Below are 17776 nucleotides of genomic sequence, written 5' to 3' on the forward strand. Positions count from 1 at the left end.
CCGCCCCCTCGTTTATTGTCTGCCGGATTGTCTGTTTCAGGATGCCAGGTAGATCTTGATTTTCTCCGCCAGGATTCGGTAGATTCGCTCGCATTCCGCCGGGTCTTTTTCCAGCAGGGTGACGCGGAAGCCCTGGAGCGGGGTATTGAAAGAAGAGAGCGGCACGATGCAGATCCCGGTAGCGGCAAGCAGGTAGTAGACGAAGCGCTTGTCGAGCGAGACCCCGGGGGCATTGACCAGGGACTCGACCAGTTCGCGAACCTCGCTGTTTTCGATCGGCAGCGACTGGCGGTCATTGAGCATTCCGTCCTTAAAGGCGACAGCGAGGTAAAAGGCGCCGTTGGTCCGGTTTACCATGAGCCCCGGAACATCTTTGAGGAAGTTCCAGGTGATGTTACTCATCTGCTCATAGCGCCGGGTGCGCTCTTCCAGGTAGACCGGGTATTGCGGGTGGCTCATGATGGCCGGGATCACCTTTTGCGGCAGGGTCGTGGAGCAGACCTCATTCATCTTGGTGTTGAGGATGGCGTTGACATAATGCTGAAAGCGCTCGTCCTTGTCGAAGTTGTACACCTCGATCCAGCCACAGCGAGAGCCGGGCCACGGCAGTTCTTTGGAGATCCCTTTCATGGCAATGGCCGGGACATCACCGATGACGTCGGAAATAGGTACCGTCTTCTCGCCGTTATAGACGATGTTGTTGTACACCTCATCCGCCAGGATAAAGAGGTCGTGCTCCTTGGCAATTGCCACGATCTCCTTCAGGGTCTCCACCGGGTAAGCCATGCCGGTCGGGTTGTCCGGGTTGATGATCATGATACCGGCAATGGCCGGGTTGTATTTGACGATGTTGCGGACCTTTGCCAGATCCGGATACCAGCGGTTATTGGGATCGAGGCTGAAGCAGATCGCCGGCGCATTGGCATGGGACGACTCGGCCGAGGAATGGGTGGTATAGGAGGGTGAAGCCATGAGAATACGGGTTTCATGGTTGAGCACCCCGTAGAGCTTGGCAATGGCATCGCCCAGGCCGTTGAAGAAAATGATGTCGTCGGGCGTGATCTGGGCTCCGCCCCGCCGGTTGGTCAGGTTACAGATAAACTCCCTGGTCTCAAGGACCCCCCTGGTGTGGGCATAGCCGTAAGAGTCGTTCTCCATGGCTGCCTTGGCAACGATCTCCTTCATCCAGTCCGGGATCATCTCTCCCTTGACGATCGGGTCGCCGATATTCTCCCAGTTGATCTTTACCCCATGCTTCTGCAGCTTTTCCGCCACATTGACGATGTTGCGGATTTCGTAGGTGATCTTGCCGGCGCTGGGTGGTACGAGCTGGTTTCTCATTGTTGCCTCCGAAAATAAAAAGGCCGCAGGGTGTTCCCGCGGCCGGTAGTATGAATGCTTGTATAGAGCTGATGCTTACCGGACGGCGGGCATGATTGCGGCGCTTGCTGCCGCTGCGCTGATAGCTCGTGCTGCTGCCGTGATGTAAATCGATCCGATAATCATAGATATCCGAATAGCACAGACGGTTTAAACCGTCAATGGTTTTGTAACGATGTTACTTTTCAGTTGAAATCAGCAGTCTGCCGTCGTCATCCTTCCAGCGAAGCCATCCCGAATTTTCCAGATCAACTAGCACCAGCATCCAGGAGTCCTCAAGCTCCACGACACGGAGCTTCTTTTCCTTGCTGACGGTCCCGACCGGCTTGATTGCGGACGATGGTGCCGGCCTTAACTGGTAGAATTCTTTTCTCAGTCCGTTCAGCAGCCTGGCTTCACTCCCCTGCAGATACCTGGCCCAGGACTTGTATTGTGCCCCGCGTCCCATTGCCAGCCAGCCTTCGCGGCCGCTATCGTCGTAAATGACCTTGAGCCAGTCGCCGCGTTTTTGGGTAACGGCTAAATGATACCAGCCTGCTGCACTCTTGATGGCCGGCGACATTGCTGGGAAATCGACTAGATCTAGATCTGCCAGGCGACCGACGCCCGGTTCACGGTACAGGGCAAGTGTTGTCGGCGCTCCGCCATGCTCAGTGCCGGTGATCTGTAGGGAAAGTACACCGATACCGGCCAGAGGACGGGGCTTGGCCGGAGCTGACCATGCACTGCTATGGATAAAGATTGCCAGGGTTATGAGAAACGCAGTAAAACGCACCCGGTTACTCCAGAAGGTGTGCGGTGAGCATTGCCAGGTATTGGCATGAGTCACTGCTGTCGGCCTGAGGCGCCCATCCGGCCTGCTCTTCCGGCAGCAGCGGGCGGTAGGGGCCTGCCTTGGCCTCGAAAAACACCGTGCCCGGCGCCAGGCTGACCGCGCCGTGGAAACGGCCGTGCGGGATATCCACTGCGATAGCCGGGCCGCCGACAGTGAGCACCACCGAGCTGTCGATTGTACCGTCGTCATTGAACATGAGGACTCCCAAGGCACCGCTGACGATGACAAAGGTCTCGTCCTTGTTGGGATCCAGATGGCGGTGAGGAGGGATGTATGACCCCGGTTCGATGGCATTGAACAGCCGGTGGCTGCAGAAATCATCACTGAGGTGCAGGTTGAGATTCTTCCGCTTGCGCGGGTTTTTCCTGGCTTCGGCAGAAAGCTGGGAGAGTGTTTCGGTAGTGATTATTTTCATTTATGCCTCGGTAAATTTTCAGAGAATGTCGATTTTTCGCAAGATCAAGGCTGTCAAGCGAGTGCAAGGAGGCGTAGCAGCGCTACTCCGACGAACACGAGTGCAGACTTACGCAGAGATTGCGGAAAAGCGGCATTATCATCGATCAACAAGTGCGATCTGGTTGCCATCCGGATCCATCACCACCGCCATCTTGCCCCAGGGTGTCTGCTCCAGAGGCTCGGCAAAAGTTACCCCGGCCTCAGTCAGCCGTTTGCAGAAGGCGTCCAGATCCTTCACCTGGAGGGTAATGCCGGTATGACGCCCTACCAGGGGAAAGGCCGCCTCGTGCAGGGCTGTGGCAACACCCAGCGTGCTGCTTGACCCCGGAAAAAACTCGATCATAAAATCGGTTTCGTTGGCCACCGGGAGCTGGAGCTGTTCCTTGTAAAATATCTTGGCCGCTGCGGTATCTTTGACGAAAACCACTACGTTTTTCATTCGTTCTACCACTGGAATCCTCCCGCTATCAAAGGTTGACTTCTTCATAGCAGAGGGGTGCCGCCATTACAAGTGCATTTCTTGCATAGGGGTGCAAATAAGCCACAGTTGGGTTGGTATTGCCTCTCTGGCCCTGTACTTGCTAGATATCACGGTTCAACCGCGATCTGTTCAGCGCGGTGCCAATCCAGGTCAACCGGGAATATCTCAACTGTGACAGCCGTTTCAACTGATTTGCAAGCGATTCGCCTCTTTTCCGGCCTGGATGAAGCCGATCTTTCCCGGATCGCCTGCCGTCTCCGGAATTGTGTATTTTTGTCCGGCATGGTCATTTTGTCCAAGGATGAACCGGCTGACGCGCTGTTTTTCATCCTCGATGGCAGGGTACGCGTTGAGCTGCAGGAGGCGACCGGACAGATCCTCAATATTGCGGAGCTGGGCAAGGGAGAGCATTTCGGCGAACGCGCCATCCTGACCGGAGAGCCGCGCACCGCTGATGTGCGGGCAATAACCGAAGTACGTGCCGCCAAACTCCTCAGGAGCGACTTTGAAGAGCTGCTCTCCGAGACCCCGCTGTTGTACGCCAACCTCTGCCGCGACCTGGCCCGGCTGCTTGGCAGTTGGGCCCAGCGCCACCAGCGTGACGAACGCGAACACCGCGAGGTTATGACCAATGTCATCGGCTGGCAGCTGTTGCCGGAGTTCGGCGCCTTTCCCGGCAACTCGCTGTGGGTCAAGGATCTTAACCGGCGGCTCGACCAGTTGGGTTCATCCCCTGATAATGTGCTGATTCTGGGAGAGCCGGGCACCTGGAAGGAACTTGCTGCCCGGCTGATCCATTTCCATGGCGACATTGCCCGGCCAGTCCTGTTTCTTGACTGCTCGTCGCCGCCGCCGGTGATAGGTCAGTCAGAACCTGCAAAGCAGGGTGGCAAAGATGAGTCACTTCTGGAAACTGAGCAGGAGGTCGCCCTGTTCGGCCATGCACCGGAGGGAGCGGTTTACAGCCGGCGAGTCAGGAGGGGGATGCTGGAACTCGCCTCCGGCGGCGATATGATCCTGCAAAATGTCGATTGCCTGACCCTGCCCATGCAGGAGCGGTTGCTGTCGTTCATAAAAAGCGGCAGCTTCAAAAGGCACGGCGAGAGCGAGTGGCGATTCGCCCAAGTCAGGATAATTGCCACCAGCGGCGAGCCGCTGGCGCAACTGGCTCAATCCGGAGCGTTCAATCAAGAGCTCCTGGACAATCTGGGTAGCGAGACGATCATGATGTCTCCGCTGCGTGAACGGAAAAAGGATATTCCGGTCATAGCCCGGAGCCTGCTCCGGACGCTCAACACCAAGCATCACAAGAATGTCGTGCGGCTGTCGCAGGATGCGCTCAACTTACTGGTTGACCATGACTGGCCGCTCAATGGCAGCGAGTTGTACCAGGTCTTGAGCCGCGCCGTGGTCGTCTGCGATGGAGAAGAGCTGCTGGCCGAGCAGATATTTCTCCAGGGCCAGCTGTTCGAGGGTGGGCGCTTCAACCTGCTTACCCTGCCGGCAGTTGAAAACCTGGCCAGGCGCCCGGATTTTCCGCGCATTCTTCGCTGGACCACGGTGCCCCTGTTTCTCGTGGTGCTTCTCTACACGCTGTTTGGGCCAGTATTTGATAATGCTGCAAACCTGGCAGTCTGGACCCTCTGGTGGCCGGCGCTGCTGCTGACCGGATTTTTCTTTGCCCGTGGCTGGTGCAGCTATTGTCCGCTGGAGGCGATCGGCGAGTTTCTGGGGACCAGCAAGCGGGTTGTGCGCGAGCCATCCGACTGGCTGCGGCAGTGGGGGCCTACCTTCAGCCTTTCCGGGCTGGTGGTGATCATCCTGGCCGAGCAGGCAACCGGGATGTTTTCCTGGGCGTTCGCCACCGGGATGCTGCTCTTGACACTGCTGACCACCACGATAACCGGGGACCTGTATCTGGGACGCCGCGGCTGGTGCAAATATCTCTGTCCGCTCGGCCGGATTGTCAGTCTGATCTCCCGGATAGCGATGCTGGAGATGCACAGCAACCATAATGTCTGTGTCAGCCGGTGCCGGGTGGATGACTGCGTAAGGGAAAAGGGGTGCCCCATGGGACTCCATCCGACCGGCATTGACAATGCGGACCACTGTGTACTTTGCCTCGACTGCGTGCGCAACTGCCCGCATCACTCCATGCAGCTCGACCTCCGCAACCCCTCGTGGGGGGTGCTCAACCAGGCGCGCCGTGGTTTTCACGAAGCTGTTTTCAGCATAACCCTGGTGGCGGTCGTGATTGCTGCCAAAGGCACGCCGTTCATTTTCGGGCGTCAGCCGGAGGTCTTCCCCCAAAGGGTCTGGGAGCCGGCAGAATTATTGACCGCACTGCTGATTGCCGCATCATTTACTGGAATGGCGATGCTCTTTTCAGTGGGCGGCCGCAGCCATCGCTGGAAGGCGACCTTTACCATCTGCAGTCTGGCCTACCTGCCCCTGGCCTTTACCGGGCTGTTCGTCTATTATTTCCGGGCGCTGGTTGAAGGTGGCGCTGAGCTGGTGCCGCTGACGCTCGCGGCTATCGGCCTTGGTGAATGGCTCGATTTGCAGCAGCTCACCCCGGACTTCGGTACTCTTCGGCTATTGATCTATCCCACAATAGTGTCTGGCGGGGTGTTCTCCTGGATTGTCCTCAACCGGCTGAAGCGGCATTATAACCTGCACCGTTTCTGTTTCTCCGGGCACCGTCTGATGGTGGTCATCACGGCGGCTGTCTTTCTCTGTATCCTCTAGCACCGCTGCTTTTCCCCATTTCGTTAGTCCATCCCTTTTTTTTCTGCAAATCCGTGCTATCCTCTTTTGAATAAGATTTCTCTTACATTGCTTGTTGCTCAATGGTTACCACATGGATAATGGTTTCAAACCCAGACAGGTCTATGTCGCCGCATCGTATAGCGCTCCGGTAGGGCGATACAACGGCAAGGAGCGCGAAAGCCTCTCCTTTCTCGAACTTGCCGAAAAGGGTGGGGCCGTGTTTGAACGGAGCGCTATCCGTCGCCGGGAGATTGATGCGGTTGTGGTCGGTTGCCAGAACCCCGGCGCCTTCTCCGGTGTCGACAACACTGCTTCCAAAGTTTCGGGAGTGCTGGGGGTTTCAGGGAGCAAGTCGGTACTGATCGACACCGCTTCATCGTCCGGCGCCTCGGCCCTGGAAAACGCCTATCTGATGGTGGCTTCCGGCAGTTGCGATCATGTGCTGGCGCTTGGCATCCAGAAGATGAGTGATGTCAGCACCCTGGATGCCACCAGAATCGTGGCCGGGGTGATCGATCGCGACGAGTCCGAATTCGGCCTGACTATGCCGGCCTGCGGTGCCTTGGTTGCCAGGGCGCTCATCGAGCGACTTGGTTTGAGCTACGAGGAGTGGAGCGCTTTTTCCGCATTGTTGACCGAGCGGGCGCACCGCTATGCTTCGCGCAACCCTGATGCCCATCTCAACTTTCCGCTGCCGGTTGCCGAATATTTCGAGCAGATCAAAAGCGGCAAGAATTATCGCTACTGGGCGCCGTTACGCTATCACGATTTTTGTCCGATGTCGGATGGTGTTGCTGCAGTCATTCTGACCTCCAGGCCTCATCCGGTGCTGGTTGCTGGAGTCGGCAGCGCAACCGATATCCCGACCATCGCCGACCGGAAGTACTTTCACTCCTTTCCTGCCACGGTGCGTGCTGCAGCTGAGGCCTATGGCATGGCCGGGATAAAGAATATCAGGGAGTTTGCCGGAAAGCTTCATGTCAACATGCACGACCCGTTCAACGGCTTCGGTCCGATTAATATGGTCGATCTCGGCATTGTTCCGGGTTACAGGCTGCTTGATGCACTGCTTGACGATAGTCTGACCGGGGATCGCGGCGCCTTTCCGACCAACCTGACCGGCGGGCTCAAGGGGCGTGGTCACCCTCTGGGGGCAACCGGCATGATCCAGGTGGCTGAAAATCACCGACTTATTATGGAACAGGGGTTCAAGGCCGGGCTTTCCCACTCGATCGGCGGCCCGATCAATAATAATGTGGTAATTTTGCTGGAACGCACCGATCATTACCGGAGCCGCTCCCCGCAGCCGTACCGATCCTGGGGGCTCCCGTCGCTTGGCAAGCTCAAGCCCAAGGATGTGACTGTGGAAGCCTTGCTGGCCTTGAACGGCCCGGTTGAAGGAAGCTTCGTCACGTCGACCACCCGTTTTGATTACAAGACCGGTAGGCCTGAAGCAATCATCATGATAGTGTCCTGCCGTTACAAAGATAACCGGTTCAGTTTCCTGTTCGGGATTGATGGAGAGCATCACAACGAGATCTCTGTCCTGAAGCCGGGCGACCGCATCAGCCTGGAGCGGTCGGACGACGCCATCCTGGTCAACCGGATGCCGGTAAAGCGGTTTTACGAACGGACCTTGAACGGCCTGGTCGAGCTTGCCGAAACCGGTTGGCGGAAGTTTGCCGGGAAGAGTTAGTAATTACGGAATGCATTAGGTCGCATAACCTCAAAAAGGAGACAAAAGATGAAAATGGATGATGTTAAGGAAGTTGCCAAAGGGCTGGGAATCAAGCCGGGCAAGATGAAAAAATCGGACCTGATCAGGGAGATTCAGCGCGCCGAGGGGAACGAGGAATGTTACAACAGCGGCAAGGCGGATCAGTGCGGCCAGGCGGGGTGCGCCTGGCGCGAAGACTGCTGACGAACTGCCGCAACTAAACGGATTTTCAGCCCTTGTTGCTTGAAGCACAAGGGCTTTTCTTTCGATTTACAAACCAGAGCAAATCGGCTAGAGTTACCCATCCCAGCAAGGGGGGGGTAGCAATGGAACAGCTCAGGGAAACACCGCTTATTGCAAGACATACGGAACTTGGCGCTCTGATTGCCCCGTTCGGCGGCTGGAACATGCCGATCCAGTACGAGGGGATTATTGCCGAGCACCGCTGGTGTCGTGAAAAGGCCGCAATTTTTGATATCTGCCACATGGGGGAATTCCTCTACAAAGGTGATATCGTGTCAGGCGGCCTGGAGGATGTCTTTACCTTCTCCGTGGCCGGCATCCCGGTCGGACGCTCCAAATACGGGTTCCTTCTGAACGATCAGGGGGGGATCATCGATGACCTGATCGTTTTCCGCATCGCTGTTGACGAGGCGATGATTGTCGTCAATGCTGCCACGGCAGACAACGATTTCACGGTCATCTCTTCCCGCCTTAAAGATCCGTCGCTGATCACCAACATCTCTGCCGCTATTGGCAAGCTGGACATTCAAGGGCCATTGTCCCGGGATATCCTGGTTAAGCTGTTCGGCTCCGAGATCGCCACCATTCCCTACTTCAAATTCATCAAGATGACTATTCTCGGTTCTGATGCCATTGTCAGCCGCACCGGTTACACCGGGGAACTTGGCTACGAGATTTTTCTTCCGGCAGACAAAGTGGTCGAGCTGTGGGACAGGATCATGCAAGACCCAGGCGTCAAGCCTGCCGGTCTGGGCGCGCGGGATCTCCTCCGGCTGGAGGTCGGTTACAGCCTTTACGGCAATGATCTGGACGAGTCGATTACTCCGCTGGAGGCAGGGTTGGAGATGTTCGTCACTTTCGATAAAGAGTTTGTCGGCAAGGAGGCTTTGCTGAAGCAGCGTTCTCAAGGGGTTGGCAGGACCAAGATCGCCTTCCGGGTCGGTTCCAGGCGCTCGCCCCGGCATCATTACGAGGTCTGGGCCGGCGATTCCCGGATCGGCACGGTCAGCAGCGGTGCCTTTTCGCCCATGCTCGGCTGCGGTATCGGCCTGGCTTTAGTAGACCCCAAATTTGCTGCCGTAGACACACCGATAACCGTCCGCCATGAGAAGGTCAGCATGGAGGCGTCGATCTGCGGACTGCCGTTCTTTGACGGCGGATCGCTCAGAAGATAACAAACCTTCGTTTCAATTTAATTATCAAGGAGTTTGCCATGCCAGCAACGTATTACACCAAGGAACATGAATGGGTCAAAATTGAAGGGAATATCGCCACGATCGGCATTACCGACTTTGCTGCCCACCAGCTGGGTGATGTCACTTTTGTGGAACTTCCGGCAACCGGTAAGAGCGTCAAGCAATTCGAGGTGCTCTGCGCCATTGAGTCGGTAAAAGCGGCCAGCGATATTTATGCACCGGTTTCCGGCAAGGTGGTTTCGATAAATGAGGCGTTGGAAACAACCCCTGAGATCGTCAACGAATCTGCCGAGAGTGCTGCGTGGATGGCGTGCCTGGAGATGTCCGACACTGCCGAGGTTGCAAAACTGCTGAGCCGCGAACAGTACGAAGAGTACCTGAAAGGGCTCTAGTAGGCGTATCTTTAAATGTGAAACGGAGAGGCTGCAATGAATTTTACTCCCCATACCCCGGGTGAAATAAAAGATATGCTCGCCGCAATCGGCGTCGGCAGTATCCAGGAACTGTTCAGCCCTATCCCTGCTGCACTCAGGGCCAAATCGTTCGATCTGCCGACAGGTGTCTCCGAGTTCGAAATGTTGGCCAGGCTGCAGCAGCTGGCCGCTCAGAACAGCGAGATTACCCATTTTGTGGGTGGCGGCTATTACGATCATTTGATTCCCGCAGCAGTGGATCACCTGGCCGGAAGGTCCGAATTCTATACTGCCTACACCCCTTACCAGCCAGAGGCCTCGCAGGGAAGCCTGCAGGCGCTGTTTGAGTATCAGACCGCCATCTGCAGACTAACCGGGCATGATGTTTCAAACGCCTCTCTCTACGATGGCGGCACGGCACTGGCCGAGGCTGCCATGATGGCGCTCCGTGCCACCGGTCGGAGCCGTCTGCTTGTTGACGGCGCGATCAATCCGTTCTACCGGGCAGTGCTGAAAACCTATCTGGCCAACCTCTCGGTAGAGATCGTCGAAATGGCGCCGGTTGACGGCATGCTCGACCTTCAGGCGCTGAATCGTGAGCTTGATGACCGCTGCGCCGCACTGTTGGTGCAGAATCCGACCTTCTTCGGCTGCATTGCCGACTACTCGCAGGTGGCAGAGCAGCTTCACAACTGCGGCGCTCTGCTGGTGGCCTCGGTTTACCCGGTGGCGCTCGGATTGATAAAGTCGCCTGCAGAGATGGGCGTGGATATCGCTGTCGGCGACGGCCAGAGCCTGGGAAACCATCTTTCCTTTGGCGGCCCTGCCTTTGGCTTTATTTCGGCAAGCAAGAAGTACATTCGCAACATGCCGGGCCGCATTGTCGGCGAGACCGTGGACCGTGAGGGGAGACGGGGGTTCGTCCTGACGCTGCAGGCGCGAGAACAGCATATCAAACGGCACAAGGCGACCTCCAACATCTGCAGCAACCAGTCGTTGTGCGCACTGCGGGGGCTGATTTTCCTGGCTGCCCTTGGCCGCCAGGGGTTGGTAGAGCTGGCAGTGCTCAATCGCGACAAGGCTGAATATGCCAAGGCGACCCTCTCGGCAATCACCGGGGTAACGATCCTCTCTGCCGCGCCTACCTTCAACGAGTTCACCATCTCACTTCCGGTCAATGCCGACCGGGTGGTCGAGCAGCTTATTGCCAAAGGAATCGCCGCCGGGGTGCCGCTGGGGCAGTATTACCAGGGCGCCGAGAACTGCATGGTGGTCACTGTTACCGAAAAAAGAAGCCGGGAAGAGATTGACCGGCTGGCCCTTGAGCTTGACAAACTGATCAATAGGAGCTGAAGCTTTAACAAATGCGGTGGCATATCCCGGTTGTCATAGTGCTGGCCACATTTCTGATTTATGGAAATACCCTGAAGTCGGATTTTGTGTGGGATGACCTCCTGTTCATAAAGGGCAAATCTCCGATTCAGCAGCTGGAAAACATCCCGGCATTTTTTACTTCAGATATCTCGTGGGGGACCAACCTCCCCCACGCAACCCCCTACTACAGACCGCTGTACTCGACGATGATGGCGGTTCAGTACTCTCTGTGGGGGGCGGACAGTAGTGGTTATCACTGTATCAATCTGCTGCTGCAAGCAGGCATTGCCCTCCTTGTATATTTGCTGGCGCGACGCTTTACTCTCAGCGAATCGGCAAGCATTGGCGCGGCGCTTATCTATTCGGTTCATCCGGTTCATTCCGAGGGGGTGGCCTACCTTGGGAGCAGCAGCGAGCTGCAGTATACCTTTTTCTGTCTCGCGGCAATGTTGTTTTACCTCAGATATCGAGACAGCTTTAAATCCGGGGATTTGTTAACTGCGATTTTTTGCTACTTTTTTGCGCTGTTTACAAAGGAGTCTGCTCTTACCCTGCCGCTGCTGGTGCTGGTGCTGGAGGTTGCTTTCCCAAAGGGGACTCCCGGGCAAAAAGTTGCCCGTTTATCGGCAGTAGCTGCAGTAACCGTGCTCTATCTGGTTGACAGATTTCAGTATGTCAAGGAGATCGCATGGCAGGAAAATCCTCTTCAGGACCGGGTTTATACAAGCATCGGCATCATCGGTCGTTATATCTGGAACCTGCTGGCCCCGTTCAATCTGAAGGTTCTTTATGACGTGCCACTCAAGCCCTCGTTTTTCCGGACTGACGTTGTCTTGCCGCTGCTGGGGTTGCTGGTGCTCTTTTGGGTTTTTTTCTACTCCTTCCAAAAGAGCCGGCGCGTTTTTTTCTTTTCCTCCTGGATAGTTATCGGCTTAGCGCCTGCGTCCGGGTTGCCGGCCCTTCTTCTTCCTGCCCCTATGGCCGACCGGTATCTGACTCTTTCTCTTATCGGCTATGCCGTTCTCGCAGGCATAATGTATGATGGACTGAAGGCCAGATTTGGAGAGGCCGGCACATCATGGCGGGGCTCGAAAGTTACGGCATTGTGTGTTTTGTTGTGCCTGGTTCTGGGGGCCATGACGGCAAAGCGCAACCTGATTTGGCGGGACCATGAGACCTTCGTGCGAAGGATGATAGCCGATGCCCCTGAGCACTTTCTCGGCTATGAGCTGCTCGGGACTCTTGAGGGTGGAAAAGGGAACTATTCTGCTATGGCAGACAGTTACTATCAAGCAGAACAGAAGACCCTTGCGCGGAACCTTGCCCTTGGCCGTGAATATCTGGCGTTGGGTCGCTTGGAGGAAGCCGTGGCGGCCTTCGAGAGGCTTATGAAGAAATTCTCTCATGAACCGAAGGTGTTGAACGGTATGGGGGAAGCCCTGCTGCTGAAAGGGAAGCCTTTTGAAGCCATCGCTTTTTTTCGCCAGGGTGCACTGATCTGTCCGTCCTGCACGGAGATAACCGATAATCTGCGCAAGGTTGAGAACAGCGGCAGTTGGCAGAATCAATAAATATGTCTGAACCATTATTTATCTCTGGGAGGCATTTATGCAGCTAATCTATGAGAAATCAGTATCCGGTCGTCGCGGGGTTCATATGCCCGCCTCTGATGTGCCGCCTGCCGCAATGCTTCCCCGTGAACTGTTGCGGAGCGAGCCGGCTGCTTTGCCAGAACTCTCGGAACTAGATGTCGTGCGTCACTTTACCCAACTGTCCCGCCGCAATATCGGCGTAGATACGACCTTTTACCCGCTTGGCTCCTGTACCATGAAGTACAATGCCAAAGCGCTGGAGGAGGGCGCAAAGCTCTCTGCGCCGTTTCACCCGATGACTGCCCTGCTCCCTGGCGGGGAGGCCTGCTCCCAGGGGAGCCTGGCCATGCTCCACCATATGAGTGAGCTGCTGGCCGAGATAACCGGCATGGACGAAGTCACCTGCCAGCCCTTGGCCGGCGCCCATGGGGAGATGACCGGCATCATGCTGATTGCCGCTTATCACCAGGCCAAGGGTAACAACAAAAAATACGTGATTGTCCCGGACTCCTCCCACGGCACCAACCCCGCCTCGGCCGCCATGGTCGGTTACGAGATCGTCACCATCCCCACTGCACCGTATGGCGACATGGATCTGGAGGCCTTCGAGGCAGCCCTTAACGGCGAAGTGGCTGCGGTCATGATGACCTGCCCCAATACCCTCGGTCTCTTTAATCCTCATATCAAGGAGATCTGCGATCTGGCCCATTCTGTTGATGCCCTGGTCTATTACGACGGCGCCAACCTCAACGCGATCCTCGGCCAGGTACGTCCCGGCGATGTCGGCTTCGATGTGGTCCATGTCAATCTGCACAAGACCTTCGGTACCCCGCACGGTGCCGGCGGACCGGGGAGCGGACCGGTAGGCGTCAAGAAAGGGCTGATCCCGTTCCTGCCGATGCCTCAGGTCATAAAGCGGGCCGATGGCAGCTTTGGGCTGATCACCGACAACCCACAGAGCATTGGCCGGACCGCCAATTTCTTCGGTAATTTTGGGGTCATGGCCAAGGCGTATGGCTACATCCTGATGCTTGGCCGTGAAGGGTTGATCGACGCGAGCGAAAAGGCAGTGCTGAACGCCAACTATGTCATGGCAAGGCTCAAGGACCTCTATGAACTTCCCTATGACCAGACCTGCATGCACGAGTGCGTTTTTTCCGCCAGCAGGCAAATGCAGCACGATGTTCACGCCATTGATATCGCCAAGTTCCTGATTGACAAGGGATATCACCCCCCCACGGTCTATTTCCCGCTGATCGTCAAAGAGGCGATCATGATCGAGCCTACCGAAACCGAGAGCAAGGAGACGCTTGACGAATTCATCGCAGTGATGCGCGAGGCTGCGGAGCTGGCAGAGAAAGACCCGGCGGTTCTCAAGCGGGCGCCGATCTCTACCCCGATTTCACGGCTGGATGAGACCAAAGCAGCGAGAGAACAGAACGTCTGCTTTGCCTGACGACATGCACCACCGAGAAAGCGGAAAAGGTGCAAGTCCGGTGAACTGGCGCCTGATTGACACCGGCCCGCTTCCCGGGCCGGAAAACATGGCTGTAGATGAGGCGCTGCTGACCTGCTTCAACCCGGACAGCTCCGTGCCGCTGCTCAGGCTATACGGCTGGCAGCCGCCAGCGTTGTCGCTCGGCAGGTTCCAGGATGCCGCGGCGGTGCTAGACCTCTACCGCTGCCGGGCCGACCAGCTCCAGGTAGTCAGAAGGATTACCGGCGGCGGCGCCATTTACCACGCCGAAGAGCTGACCTATGCTATTGTCTGCTCCCCGCACCATCTCCCCCATGCCGCTACCGTCAAAGATTCATTCCGGATACTGACCGCTTTCCTGCTCCGTTTCTATCGCGGCCTCGGCCTCAATGCTGCGTATGCTGTAGATCTGACGCCTGACAGTTCGAGGCTGGGAGAACGGACACCGTTCTGTTTTGCCGGCAAGGAGAGCTTTGATATCATGCTTGATGGGAGAAAGATCGGCGGCAATGCGCAGAGACGGCTTAAGAATGTGATCTTCCAGCATGGGTCGATTCCGCTGCGCAACATGGTCAATGAAGGCGTTACCTACCTGAAGGAAAGCCACGCAGATCTTAATGATGCCGTTACCGCTCTTGCGGATAATGGGGTGGCGGTTCGGGAAGATGAGCTGAAAGAGTCGCTGTCGAAGGCGTTTTCAACTGCAATGACCACAGAACTGGCCCCATCGGTCCTGACCGAAGAAGAGCGCGAAACAGCAGACAACCTCATTTGTTCCCGCTATGGAGTTGATGCCTGGAATTTATTCGGTGAGGCGCTATGAAGATTATAAGAAAACCGGAATGGCTGCAGAAGCGGATTTCCCCTGGATCGCACGCCGAGATGGAGCGGTTGCTGGGTGATCTGCGGCTGCACACGGTCTGCCAGGAGGCGCTCTGTCCCAATATCAGCGAATGCTTCAGCCAGAAGCAGGCGACCTTCCTCATCATGGGGAATGCCTGCACCCGGCTCTGCACCTTCTGCAACGTCAGGCAGGAGACGCCGCTACCGATTGACCCGGAAGAACCAGTCCGCGTGGCCGCAGCGGTTGAGCGGCTGGGACTGGCTCATGTGGTCATCACCAGCCCGACCCGCGACGATCTCCCCGATGGCGGGGCCGGTCATTATGCGGCAACAGTTATGGCAATGCGGACGATCTCGCCAGCTACCCGCATAGAGCTGCTGGCCCCTGATTTTCAGGGGAGCCGTGATAGCTTGGCAACTGTTCTAGCCGCTGCTCCCGATATCTTCGGCCATAATCTCGAAACCGTGCCGCGGCTCTATGAAATCCGCAAGGGAGCCGATTACCGGCGTTCGCTGCAACTGCTTGCTGCTGCTGGAGAGGCTGCTCCGTCGATCCCGACCAAATCAGGGATCATGCTGGGGTTGGGTGAGGGGCTGGACGAGGTGCGTAGCGTTATGTCCGACCTGCGCTCTGCCGGCTGTTCTTACCTGAGCATCGGCCAGTATCTGGCGCCTAGCCGCAATCATCAGCCGGTGCTTGAATTTGTGAAACCGGAGATATTCGACTTGCTTCGCACAGAAGGGTTGGCCCTCGGTTTCAGTCATGTCGAAAGTGGCCCGTATGTAAGAAGCTCATACCATGCCGGGAGTTATACTGATTAGCTTTGGTGGTGGCGGCTGGGTCGACTGCTGCCGCGTCTAGCAAGTAAATAATAACAAAAGAGGGGTGTCGCTGCTACGACACCCCTCTTTTTGTTCAGCTCAGGTTATGGAGCGGATCAGTGACCGCCGCCGTGCATGAAGGCGAAGATCATCAGGATTACCATGGTCAGACCAATGATCACGGCACAGAAGCCGAATGCCTTGACAAAGAAGTCATACATGACACCGCTGGTCTTCTTGCAGGCATACTTCTCCATGATCCCCATATCCTGGTAGCGCTTCCACTGATCGCCACGCTCTTCAAGCAGCTCCTCTTTGGAGATCTGGCCGTTGAAGATGACGAAGTCCATCGGGAATTTCTCCGGTCGTCCATGGGTGTTGAAGAAGTGGACGGTGAAGATAAAGCCGGTAGCCAGCAACGCCTCATCGGAATGGACGATCGTTGCGATGTTGAATGCCCAGCCCGGCAGGAACATGCCGAAGAATTCCGGGAACCAGAGCATCAGCCCGGATCCGCCGATGGCGAACATACCCCAGAAGACTGCGATGAAGTCGAATTTCTCCCAGTATGTCCACCGCTCAAAGGTCGGTTTCGGACCTCTGAACAGGAACCAGCGCACCATGCCGGTGACATCCTTGATGTCCCTGAAGGTAGGCATCAGTGAGTCAGGACCGAACATCCTCTGGAGGAAGTTGCCGGGGAGATCCTTCCGGACGAACAGGAAGTGGAAGGAGAGCAACAGCGCGCCGGAGAAATAGACGAAGGTGATACCGGCGCAGTAACGGTGGATCAGGCCGGCATTGGCCGAACCGCCAAAGAACTCCATGAACACCTTGGCCCATGCCTGGTTGCTGAACTTGAGCGGCAGACCGGTGATCGAAAGACCGAGGAAGCTGATGATGACCAGCAGGTGCAGGAATACGTGACGCTTCAGGAACCTGCGGTACTGTTTGTGCGGCTCGGTGCAATCCGGACCGTGGTGATGGCCTTCATGCATTGCTGCCAGCTTCTCACGGTTTTCAACAAAGCCGCGGAACATCCAGAGCAGCGAGTGGATCCAGAAGACAATAAATGTGGATACCAGCAGGCCGGTCATGGCCATGAGGGTCCAGTAGAGCAAAGGATACTTGTCACGGTCGGCTTCCCCGTGAGAATAAAACTTGGCAAAGAGCGGTGTTGCCTTGGGGTGGCACTTGGCGCACATCTTTACCATGTTCTGCGGATTGACACTGGAAGCCGGATCGTTCTTGGGGAGAACCATGTGCGCAGTGTGGCAATCGGCGCAACCGGCAACCTTTTCCGGGAAGCCCAGGCGGTAGTTTTTGCCGTGGTAGCTCTCCATATAGGTTTTAACCGCAACATTGAAGACGTTGTTTCTCTGCATCATCTCCTTGTCGCTATGACACTTCATGCAGACCTTGGTGTGGAACTCCCGGACTTCCCTGGATTTACCGTCACCAATAGCCTTGATTTCGTGGAGGTTATGGCAGTCGGTACAGGCAGCAGAGTCCTGATTGCCTGCTGCAACGGCCTTGCCATGTACAGACGTCCGGTAAACTGCTTCCTTGTCATGGCACTGTACGCACTTGGCCACGGCAATCCGTTTGTCTTTTTTCCAGTAGCGGTGGATATGGATATCCGTATGGCAGTCGGCGCACATGACGCCTTTCTGCACATGGACGCTGTTGTAATGCTCGGCGTTTTCCTTCTTGTGGCAACGCTCGCAACGAACTTTGTGGACCTTGGTCTCGCCTTTCATATGTTTGGCGAGATCTACAATTTCCACATGGCAGCTGGTACAGGCATTCTTGCCGTGTACTGAAGCTGCATAGGCTGCAGCAGACATCTTGGCGCTGTGGCAGCCAAGACAGGTAGCAGGGTCAATGGCCATGCCCTGCTCTGCATGGACCGGCAGCGCTAGACAGGTCAGCGCAGCCAGTGCTGGGATTAGAGCTAGTAACTTCTTCAACATGAATGAAACTCCTCCTAAAGCGAGAGTGGTAATAGCTACGAAAAAAACTCCCATCGCCTTAGCCGGATTGCCCGGAATAAGACCTGGAAGTAGAGATGACTTAATGGGAAATCTGTAACGAATACCCATGATTAGTTTATAATCTGGGAGATATTAATTGGCATGGCGGTAAAAAGCAACCTAAAAAGTGTATGCTGTATACTTT

General features: G+C 56.2%; 15 protein-coding genes. 10 read left to right on the forward strand and 5 right to left on the reverse strand.

Features of this window, described 5'->3' with window-relative positions; genetic code table 11:
• Positions 1-36: 36 nt before the first annotated feature.
• The 4 genes from KI809_RS13085 to KI809_RS13100 all read right to left on the reverse strand — a co-directional run bounded on the left by KI809_RS13085 (position 37) and on the right by KI809_RS13100 (position 3122).
• Positions 37-1341, reverse strand: a complete 1305-nt coding sequence (locus KI809_RS13085; protein ID WP_214172017.1) for a pyridoxal phosphate-dependent aminotransferase — start codon at positions 1339-1341, stop codon at positions 37-39.
• Between the two features lie 217 nt (positions 1342-1558).
• On the reverse strand, positions 1559-2155 hold the full coding sequence (locus KI809_RS13090; RefSeq protein ID WP_214172018.1) for an SH3 domain-containing protein: 597 nt from the start codon (positions 2153-2155) through the stop codon (positions 1559-1561).
• Positions 2156-2159: 4 nt separating this feature from the next.
• On the reverse strand, positions 2160-2630 hold the full coding sequence (locus KI809_RS13095) for a WbuC family cupin fold metalloprotein (protein WP_214172019.1): 471 nt from the start codon (positions 2628-2630) through the stop codon (positions 2160-2162).
• 138 nt (positions 2631-2768) lie between these two features.
• Positions 2769-3122 (reverse strand): VOC family protein, encoded by a 354-nt coding sequence (locus KI809_RS13100; protein WP_214172020.1) that lies wholly within the window; start codon positions 3120-3122, stop codon positions 2769-2771.
• A gap of 201 nt (positions 3123-3323) precedes the next feature.
• Here KI809_RS13100 and KI809_RS13105 point away from each other — a divergent pair, with 201 nt between their 5' ends.
• The 10 genes from KI809_RS13105 (at position 3324) to lipA (ending at position 15598) form a co-directional block, all read left to right on the forward strand.
• Complete coding sequence (locus tag KI809_RS13105; protein ID WP_214172021.1) at positions 3324-5900, forward strand: sigma 54-interacting transcriptional regulator; 2577 nt, start codon at positions 3324-3326, stop codon at positions 5898-5900.
• Between the two features lie 112 nt (positions 5901-6012).
• Positions 6013-7617: a thiolase family protein gene (locus tag KI809_RS13110; protein ID WP_214172022.1), complete on the forward strand. Its 1605-nt coding sequence runs from the start codon at positions 6013-6015 to the stop codon at positions 7615-7617.
• Positions 7618-7665: 48 nt separating this feature from the next.
• Complete coding sequence (locus tag KI809_RS13115; protein WP_214172023.1) at positions 7666-7842, forward strand: Rho termination factor N-terminal domain-containing protein; 177 nt, start codon at positions 7666-7668, stop codon at positions 7840-7842.
• Positions 7843-7964: 122 nt separating this feature from the next.
• A complete protein-coding gene (gene gcvT / locus KI809_RS13120; RefSeq protein ID WP_214172024.1) occupies positions 7965-9056 on the forward strand; it encodes a glycine cleavage system aminomethyltransferase GcvT in 1092 nt (363 codons plus the stop codon).
• 38 nt (positions 9057-9094) lie between these two features.
• On the forward strand, positions 9095-9469 hold the full coding sequence (gene gcvH / locus KI809_RS13125) for a glycine cleavage system protein GcvH (protein WP_214172025.1): 375 nt from the start codon (positions 9095-9097) through the stop codon (positions 9467-9469).
• A gap of 36 nt (positions 9470-9505) precedes the next feature.
• Entirely contained in the window at positions 9506-10843 is a 1338-nt protein-coding gene (gene gcvPA, locus KI809_RS13130) for an aminomethyl-transferring glycine dehydrogenase subunit GcvPA (protein ID WP_214172026.1), read from the forward strand.
• Between the two features lie 11 nt (positions 10844-10854).
• Complete coding sequence (locus KI809_RS13135) at positions 10855-12435, forward strand: tetratricopeptide repeat protein (protein WP_214172027.1); 1581 nt, start codon at positions 10855-10857, stop codon at positions 12433-12435.
• Positions 12436-12472: 37 nt separating this feature from the next.
• A complete protein-coding gene (gene gcvPB, locus KI809_RS13140) occupies positions 12473-13912 on the forward strand; it encodes an aminomethyl-transferring glycine dehydrogenase subunit GcvPB (RefSeq protein ID WP_214172028.1) in 1440 nt (479 codons plus the stop codon).
• A gap of 40 nt (positions 13913-13952) precedes the next feature.
• Positions 13953-14756, forward strand: coding sequence for a lipoate--protein ligase family protein (locus KI809_RS13145; protein WP_337833317.1), 804 nt, complete (start codon positions 13953-13955; stop codon positions 14754-14756).
• Positions 14753-15598 (forward strand): lipoyl synthase, encoded by an 846-nt coding sequence (gene lipA, locus KI809_RS13150; protein ID WP_214172029.1) that lies wholly within the window; start codon positions 14753-14755, stop codon positions 15596-15598. Before KI809_RS13145 ends, lipA begins: the two co-directional genes overlap by 4 nt.
• A gap of 116 nt (positions 15599-15714) precedes the next feature.
• Here lipA and KI809_RS13155 read toward each other — a convergent pair whose 3' ends face one another.
• On the reverse strand, positions 15715-17571 hold the full coding sequence (locus KI809_RS13155; RefSeq protein ID WP_214172030.1) for a cytochrome c3 family protein: 1857 nt from the start codon (positions 17569-17571) through the stop codon (positions 15715-15717).
• Positions 17572-17776: the final 205 nt, after the last annotated feature.

The organism is Geoanaerobacter pelophilus (genome assembly GCF_018476885.1).
Classification (GTDB): domain Bacteria; phylum Desulfobacterota; class Desulfuromonadia; order Geobacterales; family DSM-12255; genus Geoanaerobacter; species Geoanaerobacter pelophilus.